This window comes from Pseudoalteromonas qingdaonensis (assembly GCF_038739665.1).
Taxonomy (GTDB): domain Bacteria; phylum Pseudomonadota; class Gammaproteobacteria; order Enterobacterales; family Alteromonadaceae; genus Pseudoalteromonas; species Pseudoalteromonas qingdaonensis.
Genome location: NZ_JBCGCU010000007.1, coordinates 156,679 through 171,884, shown reverse-complemented (window position 1 = coordinate 171,884; position 15,206 = coordinate 156,679). Strand labels below are relative to the sequence as shown.

11 protein-coding genes, 8 tRNA genes and 3 pseudogenes are annotated in these 15,206 nt (G+C 49.9%); 9 read left to right on the top strand and 13 right to left on the bottom strand.

Annotated elements, in window-relative coordinates; genetic code table 11:
• Positions 1–180, bottom strand: a 180-nt coding sequence (locus WCN91_RS08610; protein WP_342678118.1) for a transposase, incomplete at its 3' end; no start/stop codon positions are given.
• 286 nt (positions 181–466) lie between these two features.
• Between WCN91_RS08610 and WCN91_RS08605 the strand changes: the two are divergent.
• The 9 genes and pseudogenes from WCN91_RS08605 to gloA all read left to right on the top strand — a co-directional run bounded on the left by WCN91_RS08605 (position 467) and on the right by gloA (position 8,638).
• Positions 467–1,481: pseudogene (locus WCN91_RS08605) on the top strand (LacI family DNA-binding transcriptional regulator).
• 114 nt (positions 1,482–1,595) lie between these two features.
• Positions 1,596–2,177 carry an electron transport complex subunit RsxA gene (gene rsxA / locus WCN91_RS08600; RefSeq protein ID WP_105190380.1) on the top strand — a complete coding sequence of 194 codons (582 nt, stop codon included), beginning with the start codon at positions 1,596–1,598 and terminating at the stop codon, positions 2,175–2,177.
• A 2-nt stretch (positions 2,178–2,179) separates the two neighbouring features.
• The gene (gene rsxB, locus WCN91_RS08595) at positions 2,180–2,734 is read left to right on the top strand and encodes an electron transport complex subunit RsxB (protein ID WP_342678136.1); all 555 of its coding nucleotides are present in this window, start codon (positions 2,180–2,182) and stop codon (positions 2,732–2,734) included.
• An 11-nt stretch (positions 2,735–2,745) separates the two neighbouring features.
• A complete protein-coding gene (gene rsxC / locus WCN91_RS08590; RefSeq protein WP_342678135.1) occupies positions 2,746–5,172 on the top strand; it encodes an electron transport complex subunit RsxC in 2,427 nt (808 codons plus the stop codon).
• A pseudogene (rsxD, locus tag WCN91_RS08585) lies at positions 5,169–6,226 on the top strand (electron transport complex subunit RsxD). Before rsxC ends, rsxD begins: the two are co-directional and overlap by 4 nt.
• Entirely contained in the window at positions 6,223–6,861 is a 639-nt protein-coding gene (gene rsxG / locus WCN91_RS08580; RefSeq protein ID WP_342678116.1) for an electron transport complex subunit RsxG, read from the top strand. Before rsxD ends, rsxG begins: the two are co-directional and overlap by 4 nt.
• Complete coding sequence (locus WCN91_RS08575) at positions 6,861–7,562, top strand: electron transport complex subunit E (RefSeq protein WP_342678114.1); 702 nt, start codon at positions 6,861–6,863, stop codon at positions 7,560–7,562. The genes rsxG and WCN91_RS08575 overlap by 1 nt, the downstream gene beginning before the upstream one ends.
• A 39-nt stretch (positions 7,563–7,601) precedes the next feature.
• Entirely contained in the window at positions 7,602–8,240 is a 639-nt protein-coding gene (nth, locus tag WCN91_RS08570; RefSeq protein ID WP_342678112.1) for an endonuclease III, read from the top strand.
• Positions 8,240–8,638: pseudogene (gene gloA, locus WCN91_RS08565) on the top strand (lactoylglutathione lyase). The gene nth and the pseudogene gloA overlap by 1 nt, the downstream one beginning before the upstream one ends.
• 326 nt (positions 8,639–8,964) lie before the next feature.
• Here gloA and WCN91_RS08560 read toward each other — a convergent pair.
• The 12 genes from WCN91_RS08560 to WCN91_RS08505 all read right to left on the bottom strand — a co-directional run bounded on the left by WCN91_RS08560 (position 8,965) and on the right by WCN91_RS08505 (position 15,117).
• Complete coding sequence (locus tag WCN91_RS08560; RefSeq protein ID WP_342678110.1) at positions 8,965–11,103, bottom strand: ATP-binding protein; 2,139 nt, start codon at positions 11,101–11,103, stop codon at positions 8,965–8,967.
• A complete protein-coding gene (locus tag WCN91_RS08555; protein WP_342678108.1) occupies positions 11,079–11,213 on the bottom strand; it encodes a hypothetical protein in 135 nt (44 codons plus the stop codon). Before WCN91_RS08555 ends, WCN91_RS08560 begins: the two co-directional genes overlap by 25 nt.
• The gene (locus WCN91_RS08550; protein WP_342678106.1) at positions 11,214–12,380 is read right to left on the bottom strand and encodes a sugar ABC transporter substrate-binding protein; all 1,167 of its coding nucleotides are present in this window, start codon (positions 12,378–12,380) and stop codon (positions 11,214–11,216) included. It lies immediately after the preceding gene.
• A gap of 247 nt (positions 12,381–12,627) precedes the next feature.
• Positions 12,628–12,703 (bottom strand) — tRNA-Glu (locus WCN91_RS08545).
• Positions 12,704–12,856: 153 nt separating this feature from the next.
• Positions 12,857–12,932: transfer RNA gene (locus tag WCN91_RS08540), tRNA-Ala, on the bottom strand.
• A 27-nt stretch (positions 12,933–12,959) separates the two neighbouring features.
• A tRNA-Glu gene (locus tag WCN91_RS08535) sits at positions 12,960–13,035 on the bottom strand.
• A gap of 143 nt (positions 13,036–13,178) precedes the next feature.
• Positions 13,179–13,254 (bottom strand) — tRNA-Glu (locus WCN91_RS08530).
• Positions 13,255–13,335: 81 nt separating this feature from the next.
• Positions 13,336–13,411: transfer RNA gene (locus WCN91_RS08525), tRNA-Glu, on the bottom strand.
• Between the two features lie 143 nt (positions 13,412–13,554).
• Positions 13,555–13,630 (bottom strand) — tRNA-Glu (locus WCN91_RS08520).
• 143 nt (positions 13,631–13,773) lie between these two features.
• A tRNA-Glu gene (locus WCN91_RS08515) sits at positions 13,774–13,849 on the bottom strand.
• A gap of 199 nt (positions 13,850–14,048) precedes the next feature.
• Positions 14,049–14,124, bottom strand: a tRNA-Ala gene (locus WCN91_RS08510).
• A gap of 192 nt (positions 14,125–14,316) precedes the next feature.
• Positions 14,317–15,117: a DODA-type extradiol aromatic ring-opening family dioxygenase gene (locus WCN91_RS08505; protein WP_342678104.1), complete on the bottom strand. Its 801-nt coding sequence runs from the start codon at positions 15,115–15,117 to the stop codon at positions 14,317–14,319.
• Between the last annotated feature and the right edge of the window lie 89 nt (positions 15,118–15,206).

Sequence of the window (15,206 nt, the reverse complement as noted above, 5' to 3'; positions counted from 1 at the left end):
AACGGCGCTCCAACTGCCAAATTCTGTGGGTAAATCACGCCACGGAATTCCTGTTCTCAGCCGAAAGAGTATCCCTTCAAACGTCATTCTGTGTTCTGGTTTATTGTAAATGCGGCCTGTACTCTTCATTAGTTGAAGTAGCTTTTGCCACCGCTTATCAGTTAGCATTAGTCTCGGCATGGTATTGAGTTGTTTTTTTACTTTTGGCGAAGCAAATTATAACCCTTTACCATGCCGCTCAAAAACTAGTCACGAAAGATCAACACGCCTTAATTATTTAGAACTTTAGATACACTCAATGAAAACTTGACCTAGCGTCATTTTTCTTTGGAAACAGCAAGTGGGAACTGGCAAAACTAGAAAGCGAATCGGCCTTGGCTTTACTTGATTCTCTACTGTGTACAGTACCATCTAGGTCACTAAATACAGGCACCGCCAAACGCTGGCAAAATAATAAGAAACGATCATGAAAGTAACCATCAATGACGTTGCGAAACTGGCCGGGGTGTCAATGAAAACGGTTTCGCGGGTAATCAATAACGAGCCATCGGTGCGCAAAAAACCCATGATCAGGTCATGGCCGCGGTAAAAGAACTCAATTACCAGCCCAACCTGGCCGGTACTTCCTCCTATGCCATAGGGTTAGTGTATGACAACCCAACGCCTACTATGTAATCGACATGCAAAACGGTGTTTTGTCGCGCTGCCGTCAGGAAGGCTATGAGCTGGTGATCCATCCCTGCAGCTACGCCGACAGCGATATGAAAACCGAACTGAAAACCATGATCCGCCGCTCCCGTATTGCCGGACTGGTGCTCACCCCGCCTTTGTCGGAACAACAAGACCTTATCGATGAACTCGATGAAATGAATATGCATTAAGTGCGCATTCTCTCAGGTCGCGGCGATAACAAGGACAACAGCGCCTGTATTTATGTGAATGACTATGCGGCGGCCTACGAGATCACCTCTCACCTGTTGCAGCTTGGCCATAAAAACATCGCCTTTATTTGCGGTGATCAGGGACACAAGTCCACCACCGAGCGTTTGGCCGGCTATCAACAAGCTCTGGCAGACAATCAGATTCAGGCCAGCAAAGCCCTGCTCTACCACGGCGACTATTCTTTTGAGTCTGGCGTAAAAGGTGCTAAGGAACTGCTCAAAAACGACAATGCCCTTGGCATCACCGCCGTGATGGGCGGTAACGATGAAATCGCCGCCGGCGCCTTGTTTGCAGCCCGCCTGATGAATATTGCCATCCCTGGCGAACTGGCTATCACCGGCTTTGAGGACTCACCCTTCTCCAAGCAGACCTGGCCCAAGTTGACCACAGCTCATCAGAATAATGACGAGATCTCCCAGCATGCGGCGCGACTCTTGTTCAGTAAAACCCGAGGCGCACGCAATCAGGATAAAGACATCACTCGCATCTTCACCCCAAGCCTGGTGATCCGCGGCAGCTCCGACGCCAAAACCGCCTAAGCACGAACAGGGCGGTCTTGGCCGCCACTCTCTCGCGATTAACCATCGCAATGGTTGTGAAATGGCCGAGAAATAAGGATAATAGTTCGGTTCTTTTCAGCTTCTTGGGTGCCTATGACGGAATATCTTTTACTGCTTGTCAGTACCGTGTTGGTCAACAATTTCGTATTAGTACAATTTTTGGGTCTGTGCCCCTTTATGGGCGTGTCCAGCAAACTGGATACTGCCGTTGGTATGTCACTGGCCACCACCTTTGTACTGACTCTGGCGTCCGTCACTAGTTACCTGGTGAATCAATATATTCTGCTGCCTCTTGAGCTGACCTTTTTGCGTACCATGAGCTTTATCTTGGTGATCGCCGTGGTGGTGCAATTTACCGAAATGGTGGTGCAAAAAACCTCCCCCACACTTTACCGCTTGCTGGGTATCTTCTTGCCGCTCATCACCACCAACTGTGCGGTGCTAGGTGTGGCCTTGTTAAATATCAAAGAGCAGCACAGTTTTGTCGAGTCGGCCGTTTATGGCTTCGGTGCCGCGGTGGGCTTCTCCTTGGTCTTGGTGCTGTTTGCAGCCATGCGCGAGCGCTTAGCCGGTGCCGATGTGCCTGTGCCCTTTAAAGGCGCGGCCATTGCCATGGTCACCGCTGGGTTAATGTCTATGGCCTTTATGGGCTTTAGCGGATTAGTTAAGTTTTAATGATGATTTTATTTTACGCCCTCTGTGCCTTAGGGCTCCTAGCGTTAATCTTCGGCGTCATCCTAGGTTTTGCCGCGGTGCGTTTTCGCGTTGAAAGCGACCCCATAGTCGAACAAATTGATGCCATTTTGCCACAGACCCAGTGTGGTCAGTGCGGTTATCCAGGCTGTCGTCCCTATGCCGAAGCCATAGCCAATGGCGATGATGTCAACAAGTGCCCGCCCGGTGGTGAAGCCACGGTTAAAAAATTAGCCGACCTTATGGGCGTTGAAGCTACCCCGCTCGCAGGTGGCGAACAGGCCGAGCCGGAGAAAAAAGTAGCCTACATTCGCGAAGACGAGTGCATCGGCTGCACCAAATGTATTCAGGCTTGCCCAGTGGACGCCATAGTTGGCGCCACACGACAGATGCACACAATTTTGATCGACGAATGCACCGGCTGTGACCTATGTGTCGACCCCTGCCCGGTGGATTGCATCGACATGGTGCCGGTAGCGCAAACCAAACAGACGTGGAAATGGCAGTTGCAAGCCATCCCCGTGACACAAATTGATTAAGAGGTGCAGTGTTGGACTCTTTATTAGCTCGTATTAGTCGCGGACAACTATGGCCAAGCCCAGGTGGCATACACCCGGCACTAAATAAAAGCCAGTCAAATTCGTTGCCTATCCGCATTCCGCCACTGCCGCCGCGCCTGGTGTTACCGGTAAAACAGCATATAGGAGCGCAAGGACACCTGTTGGTGAATGTCCATGAGCAGGTGCTTAAAGGCCAGGCATTAACCAAGCCTCACGCCAACTGGTCGGTGCCCGTGCATGCACCAACCTCTGGGCGCATCGTCGATATTACTCCTATGCCCTCGGCACACCCGTCGGCATTGCCGGAGCTCAGCATTATTATTGAGCCCGATGGCGAAGACCGTTGGTGCGAGCTGGTGCCCCACCCTAATTACCGCGAGCTGACTGCCGAGCGTTTAATCGATATACTGCATTTTGCCGGTATTTCCGGCATGGGTGGCGCCGGTTTCCCAACCTATATTAAGGCTTCGACCAAGCAGCAAATAGAAGTGCTGATCATCAACGGCGCCGAGTGCGAACCCTATATCAGTGCCGATGATGTGCTGATGCAGGCGCACAGCGACGAAATCGTGCGCGGTATTGAAGTACTGCGCCACCTGTTACAGCCCAAGATCACCCTGATAGCTATCGAAGACGATAAGCCCAAGGCAATAGCGGCCATGGAGCAAGCCTGTGCCAGCATTGACGATATGCAGGTGCGCGCCATCCCCACCAAGTATCCGTCCGGCGGGGAAAAACAGCTGATCCAAATTCTAACGTCAAAAGAAGTGCCCGCCGGCGGCATTCCCGCCGACATTGGCGTGTTGGTGCAAAACATAGGTACCATGTACGCAGTGCAACAGGCGGTTGAGCTGGGTAAGCCACTGATTGAACGTGTGGTCACGGTTACCGGTGACACCCTGGCCGAGCAGCGCAATGTGTGGGCCTTGCTGGGAACCGAGGTCAAACACCTGTTGGCACAGCAAGACTTTAACCCGGAGCCGATGCAAAGGGTGATTATGGGCGGCCCCATGATGGGGTTTACCCTGCCCACGGTACGTATTCCCGTAGTGAAAACCACCAACTGTATCCTGGCGCCAAGTGAAGCCGAGATGCCATTCCCAGGTGAAGAGCGTGCCTGCATTCGCTGTAGCGCCTGCGCCGATGCCTGCCCGGCTTCTTTGTTGCCGCAACAGTTGCAATGGTTCGCCAAGACCAAGGAATACAAAAAGCTCGAAGAGCACAAGCTATTCGACTGTATCGAATGCGGTGCCTGCGCCTATGTCTGCCCCAGCGAAATCCCACTGGTGCAGTATTATCGCGTGGCCAAAGCGGAAATTCGCGAACAGCAGATTGAACAAATTAAATCGGACCGTGCCAAGGAGCGCTTTGAAGCCCGCAAGGAGCGCTTAGAACGCGAACAAGAAGAACGTCGCAATCGCCATAAGCGTCCTAGTCGCAGCAAAGAGCAAGACGCGCAAAGCAAAGAAAAGGTGGCCGAAGCCCTAGCTCGGGTTAAAAGCAAGCAAGCCGATAAAGGCGCTGACAAAGACAAGGTCGCCGCCGCCATTGCCCGTGCTAAAGCGAAAAAAGCAGGCGAACAACTTGAACCGGATAACAGCGAAGTAGCGCAGGAGCGCGCCGCCCGAAAAGAGCAGGCCCGCTTGTATAAAGAGCAAAAGCAACAGGCAGACACCGCCGAGCCGGTAGCAAAAGACGATAAGAAAGCCGCAGTTGCTGCAGCCATAGCTCGCGCTAAAGCGAAAAAAACGGCTCAGGCTGAAGAAACTGAAGCGCCAGCCCAAGACGATAAAAAAGCCGCGGTAGCCGCTGCCATAGCCCGCGCCAAAGCGAAAAAAGCGGCGCAAGCCGAAGATGCTGACGCACCGGCGCAGGACGATAAAAAAGCCGCGGTAGCCGCTGCCATAGCTCGCGCCAAAGCGAAAAAAGCAGCTCAGGCTGCAGAAGCCGATAAGGCCCAAACGCAAACAAGCGGCAATACAGACACTCCTGCAACAGAACAGTCCGAGGAAGATAAAAAGAAAGCCGCCGTCGCTGCTGCCATAGCTCGTGCCAAAGCGAAAAAGGCGGCGCAAGCTGAGGCAACAGTGAAGCCATCAAGCGAGTCATCGACCGAGCCTTGCGAAGAGAATAATACAGGCACTGATACTCAATCATCAGAGACGCAATCGCCTGAAGACAAGAAAAAAGCAGCGGTTGCGGCAGCAATAGCTCGTGCCAAGGCGAAAAAAGAGGCCAAGGCAGCGCAAAGCGATGAAGCTCAGGACGACGCTAGCGAAAACTCCAAGACGCCAGAAGCTGAACAGTCTCCAGAAGATAAAAAGAAAGCCGCAGTGGCCGCAGCCATAGCTCGTGCCAAAGCGAAAAAAGCGGCGCGCGACGCAGAAAATAAACCAGAACAAGAGGATCCATCATGAATCTCACTATGATGAGTTCACCTTTTAAGCACAGCCATAAATCGCTCACGAGTGTGATGATGTTGGTGGCCCTGGCAGCAGTGCCGGAATATTGGCACAGTGCTATTTTTTCGGCACTGGAGTGTTAGTCCAGCTGGCATTGGCCCTGGTGTGTGTCACCCTGTTTGAAGCCGCCATTCTCTTTATTCGTGGCCGCCAAGTTTGGCACACCTTGCAAGACGGCAGCGCCTGGCTGACAGGATTGTTATTGGCGATAAGTATTCCACCCTTGGCACCCTGGTGGGTGATAGTGATCGGCACTTTCTTCGCCATCGTTTTTGTTAAGCAGCTTTATGGTGGCTTGGGTGGCAACCTCTTTAACCCGGCTATGGCGGGCTATGTCTTGCTGCTGGTGTCTTTCCCGGTGCAAATGACCTCTTGGTTACCGCCAGCGGAATTAATGCATCATCAGGTCGGTTTGCTTGATGAGCTAAGCATGATTTTCAGCAACTATAGCCAATCTGGATACAGTTTGGAGCAGCTGCGCTCCAATGTTGATGGCATTACCATGGCCACGCCCTTGGATACTCTGCGCACCGATATAAGCCATGGCCTGACTGTGGCCGAGAGCATGGCAAAGCCGGTGTTTGGTGAAACCGCCGGCCTAGGCTGGCAATGGGTGAACCTGGCCTATCTGCTCGGTGGCTTATTTTTACTGCAACAGCGGGTGATCAATTGGCATATTCCCGTGGCCATGCTCGCAGCCCTGTCGCTATGTGCCAGCATCGGTTATATCTTTGATTCAGGCAATCAGCCCGGCTTAGCATTCCACTTACTCAGTGGCGCCACCATGCTGGGCGCCTTCTTTATCGCCACGGATCCGGTTTCGGCATCTACCACTAATCGTGGCCGCCTGATTTATGGCGCTGCCATTGGCGTGATCGTTTACCTGATCCGCAGTTTCGGTGGCTACCCGGATGCGGTGGCGTTTGCCGTATTATTGATGAATATGGCGGTGCCGCTGATTGACCATTACACCCAACCGCGCACCTATGGCCATGGAGCAAAATCATGATCCTCTCATCTATGGGCAAAAATGGCGCCATTTTAACCGCCTTTGCGCTGCTCACCACAGGTGCTGTGACCCTGGTGCAGCAATTCACCGCACCCAAAATTGCCCTGCAAGAAAAGAAGCAATTGCAAGGGCTGCTGCACCAGGTACTTCCCGAGTCTGCTTATGACAACGAATTGTATCTGGATTGCACTCAGATAAGCGCTCAGGAGCTAGGCCCACAGCCTAGCTATACCGTCTACCGTGCCCGCAAGCAAGGGGAGGTGGTGGCCTTGGTGATGCAAAGCACGGCTCCTAACGGCTACAGCGGCAATATCGAGCTACTTAGTGCCATCTACCCCGATGGTACAGTAGCGGGCGTGCGTGTTACTAAGCACAACGAAACGCCCGGCCTTGGCGATAAGATAGAAGCCAAGCGCAGCGAGTGGATCAACAGCTTTAGCAGCCAACAGGTGCGCAGCCAGGACGACAAACGCTGGGCGGTGAAAAAAGACGGCGGCACCTTTGATCAGTTTACCGGGGCCACCATAACCCCGCGCGCCGTGGTCGGTGCAGTAAAAAATACCGTGCTTTATGCGCAGCGTAATTTCAACACCCTGGCTCAGGCAGACAACAGCTGCAACCCGGGAGAGTCATAATGAGCGATTTTAAAACCCTTTTTAAAGACGGTGTCTGGGCCAATAACCCGGCCCTGGTTCAGCTGCTAGGTTTGTGCCCCTTACTGGCGGTGAGCAGCACCATCACCAATGCCCTAGGTCTTGGCCTTGCCACCTTGCTGGTCTTGGTGGGCTCGAATGTCACCGTGTCCCTGGTACGTAACTGGGTGCCTAAAGACATACGTATTCCCGTGTTTGTGATGATCATTGCCGCCTTTGTAACCATTATTCAATTGCTGATGAATGCCTTTACCTTTGGCCTGTACCAATCACTGGGAATTTTCATTCCCTTGATAGTGACCAACTGCGCCATTATTGGTCGCGCCGAGGCATTTGCGTCAAAAAATAGCCCCCTGCTCAGTGCCTGGGATGGCTTGATGATGGGTTTTGGCTTTGCCCTTATTCTTTGTGTGCTGGGCGCCATGCGTGAATTGATTGGCCAAGGTACCTTGTTTGACGGTGCCGACTTGCTACTGGGCCCCTGGGCTCAAAGTCTGCGCCTGGACATCATTCATTTTGATAATCAATTATTGCTGGCTATTTTGCCGCCCGGTGCCTTTATCGGTTTAGGCTTATTAATTGCCGCTAAAAACCTGATTGACGCCCAGTTAAAGGCAAAACAACTGACGCCTGATGCTGAGCCGGTAAAAGGGCCTCGCGCTCGGGTTACCAGCTTAGACTAGCGTCCACGCGAAACTGTATAAGAATAACAAGGGCAGAAAATGAATAAAGAAAAACGACGCATGATTTTAGAGCGTTTACGTGAAGCCAATCCGCACCCAGAAACCGAGCTTGAATACAGCTCGCCGTTTGAGCTGCTGGTTGCCGTTACCTTGTCTGCTCAGGCTACGGATGTGGGCGTTAACAAGGCCACCCGCAAACTTTTTCCGCGTGCCAATACGCCTCAAGCCATTCTTGATTTAGGCCTCGAAGAGCTGCGTGAAGCCATTAAAACTATCGGCCTGTTTAACTCCAAAGCCAATAATGTCTACAAGATGTGCCAAATTCTAGTGGAGCAACATGGCGGCGAAGTACCGGAAAATCGCGAGGCCTTAGAAGCCCTCCCCGGCGTTGGCCGTAAAACCGCGAATGTGGTCCTAAACACAGCTTTCGGCTGGCCGACCATAGCGGTGGACACCCATATCTTTCGCGTTTCCAACCGTACCAAGTTTGCCATGGGTAAAGACGTAGTTGCGGTTGAGCAAAAGCTGGAAAAAGTGGTGCCCAAAGAGTTTAAGGTCGATGTGCATCACTGGCTTATTCTCCATGGCCGCTACACCTGCATCGCGCGTAAACCGCGCTGTGGCAGCTGTATTATTGAAGATTTATGTGAATTTAAAGACAAAACTGAGGTGGAATAATGCGCTTATTACACACCATGTTACGCGTGAGCAATTTAGAACGTTCAATTGAGTTTTGCACGCAAGTTTTAGGTATGACAGAACTGCGCTGAGCAGATAATGAAGAATATCGTTATACCCTGGCCTTCATAGGTTACGGTGAAGAGCAAGATCATACCGTGCTTGAGCTGACTTATAACTGGGATCAGGATAGCTATGAGCTGGGCACAGCTTATGGCCATATCGCCATCGAGTATGATGATATCTACAAGGCGAGCGACGATATTCGCGCCGCAGGTGGAATTATTAGCCGTGAGCCGGGTCCGGTAAAAGGCACCACCACGGAAATCGCTTTTGTGAAAGACGCAGATGGCTATGCTATCGAGCTAATTCAGAAAAAAGATAACAACATCTTTTAAGCTAAAAATCGGCGGTTAACTAGGGTCTGTTGACCTTTGTTGTTTGTTTCTGCAGCAGTTTGTAGTGTATTTGTACAAGGCGGCACATGTGTGGTGTAGTTATTCTACATAAACATGTAACAACACAGTAGAAATGCGCTACAAACGCTGCCCTACGGGTTCACCTAAACGCATCCTGCTCTGTGTTGCTCGCTATGAACATAGGCGAGCAAGTCCGAAGCAATGCTTCGCAGCTTAGCGAGGTGAGCGCATGGATGCGCGATGTAACCAAGCTTCATGGATGAATTTGACCACATAAATCAGTGATTATATTCATCAGAATGCGTTTAGATTGAACATAAAGTAAACCGCAAAAATAAACAGACCCTAGGTTGTGCCGCCTTACTTGCCAGCCATTTATGCAATAAGGCGAGCAAGGCCTGATACTCAATGGGCTTGGCCAGGTGATCTTGCATCCCTGCAGCCAAAGCCTTATCTATATCCTGACTCATGGCATTGGCGCTGACCGCGATGATGGGCGCATGATGCGGGTTTTGCGCACAAATAGCACGACTGGCGCTAAGTCCATCCATCACAGGCATTTGAATATCCATTAAAATCAAATCAAAATCCTGCTCCGCTTCGGCAGCAATGGCCTGCTCACCGTTCTCCACTAAGTGTACAGTTACACCAAGCTTCTCCAAAAACATGCTAATAACACGCTGATTTATGGGGTTATCTTCAGCCACCAAAGCCCGAAAACCATCAAACCGCTGCTGTGCGGGGCTGGTCTTATCAGGATCTACTTTTGTTATGGGTGCAGTTCGCTCCACCTCAAGACTGATACTAAAGGTACTGCCCACCCCTAGCTCACTGGTGAGACTAATTGTGCCCCCCATCAGTTCGAGTAACCGCTTGCAAATACTGAGCCCAAGCCCAGTACCGCCAAACTCACGGGTGGTGCTGGCCTGAGCTTGAACAAAAGGCTGAAATAATTGTGCCCTTTGCTCTTTTGCTATGCCAACCCCTGTGTCTTTCACATAAAAACCACATTGATAATTTGACTGGGTTTCGCTTACCCGCAAACCGATTTCGATTCCCCCTTGAGAGGTAAACTTTACGGCATTAGAAACCAGGTTGCTAAGCACTTGGCGCAATCGCATTTCATCACACAAGGCATACACTTGGCCTTGCTCTGGCAGCACTAAGGTGCAGGAGATCCCCTTCTGTGCGCAGCTGGGTGCAAAGAACGCATTAGCATCTTTGACCAGCTGCACTAGTTCGCAAGGACGGCTCTCAATCGCCACCTTATTTGCTTCAATTTTTGAAAAGTCGAGAATGTCGTTTATGACAGTGAGCAACATCTTGGTAGAGAGCTGAATTTGCTGCGTATACTGAGCCTGTTGTGACTCCAATTGAGTGCTTTGCAACAACTGCACAAAGCCAAAAATGCCATTTAACGGGGTACGAAGTTCATGGCTCATATTGGCCAAAAATAAGCTTTTGGCCCGCTCAGACGCCTGGGCTCGAAGTTTTTTTTCTTTTAACGAGGCAATTTGCGCTTCTATTGTTTTTGCCATGCTTTGCAAATTGGTGCTGATATTTTCAAATTCATGATAGCGAAAAGGGTGCACCTGAGATTCATACTGGCCTTGGGCATAATCTTGACTCAGCAAGGCAATATCCGTAAGCGGTTGATTAAACCTGCGTACTAGCCAGCGCGCCAACAGCAGTGCCAAAATACTCAGGCTCAATATCAGGATGGCGACAAATGCCAAACTACGTCGCAGAGCGCTTAAATGCAGCTCGTGAGGCTCGCTAAGCAACAAGCTCAATGGGCTGCTTTTACCCTTATGCAATACGGCAACAATATCACTTTGCGCCGTGAGCTGTGCCCTGGAGCTGAGTTTACCCAATTCAGCCAACTCATTATGCGCCAGCATCATGCGATAAGTATTATTTTGTTCCAGTTGCTCAACCTGCTCTATTTGTGCCAAAGAGCCAAGCAAGGATGATATTGGCTGCAAGGTGAGCAAAATTCCCGTGGTTTGATAAGGTGTGCTCAGAGATCCGCGCTCTAAGTTAAGTGGGGTGGCAATTGCCAAATAAGCCAGGGGTTGTGCTTGGCTGTCGTTAAGGTCGTCATATTCAATAACAAAATAACTAGAGCCGGATTGCATCATACTCTGCTGCACTAAGGGCGCCGTGGTTGCAATATCCATATTCAGCGCCTTTAGGGGAAATCCTTCAACGGTAAAGCCCGCCTTGTCGATCACCATGGCCGCATGGATATTGCTATTTTGGGTCACATATTCCTGCAGTTGCGTTAGCGCAAACTGCGAATAAAGAATACGAATGGGTAATTCAGCAATGGCTTTGGAGTTAGCCAGGCGCTCATTATCTATGGCGGTTTTAAACAATTGCTGACGCAATGCCAGAGCGTCATTATTGGCGCGCCAATTTAGAGTTTGCTGCGCTTGAGCCAAGGAGTTTTGATAGAACTGATAACCAAAAAAAGCACTACCAACAACATGGGAACCAGGCTGATCCAGACTATGCTGACAAACAAGGCGTGACTAAATTTGGCTGTACGCATTTATTCCTTCCTTGGTGCTATGGATCGCTCAGCAAGATGCTGCATAAACTCGCCAGCCTGCTGGGCATTCATGGCTTTGGCACCAAAGCGGGTGTAACCTTTTAACATCACTTCCCAAAGTATCATCATATTGGGGGAATTCGGCATCGGCTCACTTTGCGCTAAGGTTTCAAAGAACACTTGGCTGTCGGCATCGGCGTGAGCCAATATATTTTTCTGAACCTGCTTATGGACTGGGATCCCTACATAACGCTGCCAGAGCTGAGTTTGTACACCTGGGTGCTGTAAAAGCGCCGCTAATTGCTCTAACTGCGCACGTTTCTCACCGTGCAAAGACTGTTCGGGGAACGCCAGCACAAAGGCGGTTGAATATGGCTTCATGGTATTTCCTGCCAGCCTTGGTAAGGCTGCAACACCCAACTGATCCCCGAGACCGTGCCGATAATTATCATAGGCCCAAATACCGTTAATAGTGTAGGGCAACTTGGCACTCATAAAACGCTGCTCACTGCAGCTGTAGTCACACTTGGGATCAACCACCCCCTGCTCGGCCAAACTCCAAACATACTCCAGGGCTTGATGCATGGCCTTGGTATTTAGATTAGGTTGATCAGTAACGAGCGGAGGCTCTCCAAAGGCGGTAACAAAGGGCACAAACCAAAACATCTCCATAAAGCTCCAACCTATGGGAGCCTTACCATGCTGCTGATAATATTGAATTAATTGCTGCCAGCTGGTTGCCGGCTCTATTATTAACCCCTTGTTGTAATAAAGCACCAGGTGGTTACCAGCAACAATGGGAATACCTAGTTGGCGCCCTTGCATGCGGCCGCTGGCGGCAAATAAAGGAGACTGCTCAGGGCTGAGCATGGATTGTGGAATTTCGCTGAAATTTACGAATTCATCCATCCCTAAATGATCTGCAGGAACTAAAATGGCATCGGCACGCGCCCCGCTTTCAGCACTTTGAATCAATCTAACTTTTAACAGTTTTTGGTCGACCCATTGAGCATCTATTGCTAGGCCCTGAGTCGCGGCTGACTCTGTCAAAAAGGAAGCAAACTCACTGTTTTTAAGGGAGTATGCAAGGGTCAGCGTGGCCTGGCTCGGGCAGCTTAAGCCCACACCAAAAAGCAAGATAACAGCTTGAAGTAACCTAGCCAACACAATAGCTCCTTCAAGTCTTTATACATGCACAAATGGTATGATACCAATTCACTTAAATAGCTAATCATTCTAGCGGGCTAAATATAGTGCTAACTGTGTTGGTATGAAATCGACATGCAATAGTGCTCAATAAGTTAACTGAAAGTTACTGAACCGGCAAAAGAATTTGTCGTTTTTCTGATAAAGAGAAGGAGATAAAAATGTTGTTTTGAAAGGTGGAAATAACTAGATATAACAAAGAAGAAAGTGGCGTCCCCTAGGGGATTCGAACCCCTGTTACCGCCGTGAAAGGGCGGTGTCCTAGGCCTCTAGACGAAGGGGACAAAATTTGCGTATCGAAGCGCTGCTTCGATGAATTTTTGTAACCGCGGCAGCCGAGCCAGTGAGGCCAAGCAACCTAATTACAAAAACATTCACTTTTGTCACTAGGACTGGTTATTTAGACTCTTACCATACGAGTTATCGAGCAAAGGATTTGGTGGAGCTAGGCGGGATCGAACCGCCGACCTCTTGCATGCCATGCAAGCGCTCTCCCAGCTGAGCTATAGCCCCAAAACCTGATACTGAAAATCAGTAAAGTGGCGTCCCCTAGGGGATTCGAACCCCTGTTACCGCCGTGAAAGGGCGGTGTCCTAGGCCTCTAGACGAAGGGGACAAAAATTCGCGTATCGAAGCACTGCTTCGATGAATTTTTGTAAGCGCGTCAGCAAAGCCTGCGAGGCTAAGCAACCTAATTACAAAAACACATGCTTTTTGTCACTAGGACTGGTTATTTAGACTCTTACCATACGAGTAAATTGGCGTCCCCTAGGGGATTCGAACCCCTGTTACCGCCGTGAAAGGGCGGTGTCCTAGGCCTCTAGACGAAGGGGACAAAAATTTGCATATCGAAGCACTGCTTCGATGATTTTTGTCACTAGGACTGGTTATTTAGACTCTTACCATACGAGTAAAGTGGCGTCCCCTAGGGGATTCGAACCCCTGTTACCGCCGTGAAAGGGCGGTGTCCTAGGCCTCTAGACGAAGGGGACAAAAACTTGCATATCGAAGCACTGCTTCGATTAATTTTTATAAGCGCGGCAGCCGAGCCAGCGAGGCTAAGCAACCTAATTACAAAAACACATGCTTTTTGTCACTAGGACTGGTTATTTAGACTCTTACCATGCGAGTAAAGTGGCGTCCCCTAGGGGATTCGAACCCCTGTTACCGCCGTGAAAGGGCGGTGTCCTAGGCCTCTAGACGAAGGGGACAAAAATTTGCATATCGAAGCACTGCTTCGACGAATTTTTGTAAGTGCGGCAGCCGAGCCAGCGAGGCCAAGCAACCTAATTACAAAAACACATGCTTTTTGTCACTAGGACTGGTTATTTAGACTCTTACCATACGAGTAAAGTGGCGTCCCCTAGGGGATTCGAACCCCTGTTACCGCCGTGAAAGGGCGGTGTCCTAGGCCTCTAGACGAAGGGGACAAAAATTTGCATATCGAAGCACTGCTTCGACGAATTTTTGTAAGCGCGGCAGCCGAGCCAGCGAGGCCAAGCAACCTAATTACAAAAACACATGCTTTTTGTCACTAGGACTGGTTATTTAGACTCTTACCATACGAGTTAAACACCTAGACATTCGAAGTCCAGCCCAACAGGTGGGCAGCGTATACACTGCAGATCTTGGTGGAGCTAGGCGGGATCGAACCGCCGACCTCTTGCATGCCATGCAAGCGCTCTCCCAGCTGAGCTATAGCCCCAAACCTGAGTGCAAAAACAACCGACTTAACGTCGTCATCTCGCTTAGTGCGGGGCGCATTCTATGCAGCCACCAAAACAAAGTCAACATTTTTTAGGTAACTTTTTATCGACCGCGGCAATTTTAAACAATACGCATAAAGCTTGTGCAAGACACTGGTATTTGTGGTTTTTTATTGAACAAAAGACCCTATTTAGGCCATAGTCCAGAGCGCAAACGTTGCCTTCTTATGCAGCACAGAAACTTGTTTAAAAGCGATAGGCGTAGACTGAGCAGCACCATAAGCCACATGCAAAGGCATTAAATGCTCCTCAGTAGGATGACAATATCGCGCTCCAGGAGCACTTTGCCAGTTTATTAGGTGCTGCACCCTCTCCTGCTTAGATAATGGCGTATTTAAAACCTGCTCCAGCCAACTCTCGAACTCAAGGTTGTTCTTAATGGCTTCCTTATTATCGGCCAATCGAAATGCGGCCATATTATGAAAGGAAAATCCGGAGCCTAAAAGAAGGACATTATCTAATGATGCAATAGTCTTTGCTATATGCTCACCAATTTGTAGATGAAGCTCGGGGCTATAATCGCACTGAAGTGAAATTTGCACACAAGGAATATCTGCCTCTGGGGACATTATTGCCAAGGGCACAAAAACACCATGATCTAGACCTCGCTCGGTTTCCTCTATTACTGGCACACCTAGCCCTTGCAAACCTGACAGCAACTCTTTTGCCAACTGAGGAGCGCCCGAAACAGGATATTTAATATTGTAGGCCGGTTCTGGGAATCCATAATAGTCATACAATAAGTGTGGCTGAGCCTGGGTGTTCACTTTAATCTCCGTCGTATCCCAATGGGCACTGATCACCACAATTGCATCAGGTTTGGGAATTAAGGACGCAAACTCTTCTAAGATTTCAACCATCTCTTTATGCCCTTCATGACCCAAAAGAGGGAGCGGCCCACCACCGTGAGAAATAAACGCACTATAGTTCATAGATAATTTTCCATCTTGTGTATACAGAATATGAGCATTGTCGTTAGATGCAGAGTCGAATGCTAGGCCCTAGGCGCACAACTAATGTT

What these genes read in the sequence shown, in the direction of transcription:
- WCN91_RS08575 (WP_342678114.1), top strand. Translation starts at nt 6,861, where the DNA reads ATGAGCGATTTTAAAACCCTTTTTAAAGACGGTGTCTGGGCCAATAAC.
- nth (WP_342678112.1), top strand. Translation starts at nt 7,602, where the DNA reads ATGAATAAAGAAAAACGACGCATGATTTTAGAGCGTTTACGTGAAGCC.
- rsxB (WP_342678136.1), top strand. Translation starts at nt 2,180, where the DNA reads ATGATTTTATTTTACGCCCTCTGTGCCTTAGGGCTCCTAGCGTTAATC.
- WCN91_RS08555 (WP_342678108.1), bottom strand. Translation starts at nt 11,213, where the DNA reads ATGCGTACAGCCAAATTTAGTCACGCCTTGTTTGTCAGCATAGTCTGG.
- WCN91_RS08505 (WP_342678104.1), bottom strand. Translation starts at nt 15,117, where the DNA reads ATGAACTATAGTGCGTTTATTTCTCACGGTGGTGGGCCGCTCCCTCTT.
- rsxA (WP_105190380.1), top strand. Translation starts at nt 1,596, where the DNA reads ATGACGGAATATCTTTTACTGCTTGTCAGTACCGTGTTGGTCAACAAT.
- rsxG (WP_342678116.1), top strand. Translation starts at nt 6,223, where the DNA reads ATGATCCTCTCATCTATGGGCAAAAATGGCGCCATTTTAACCGCCTTT.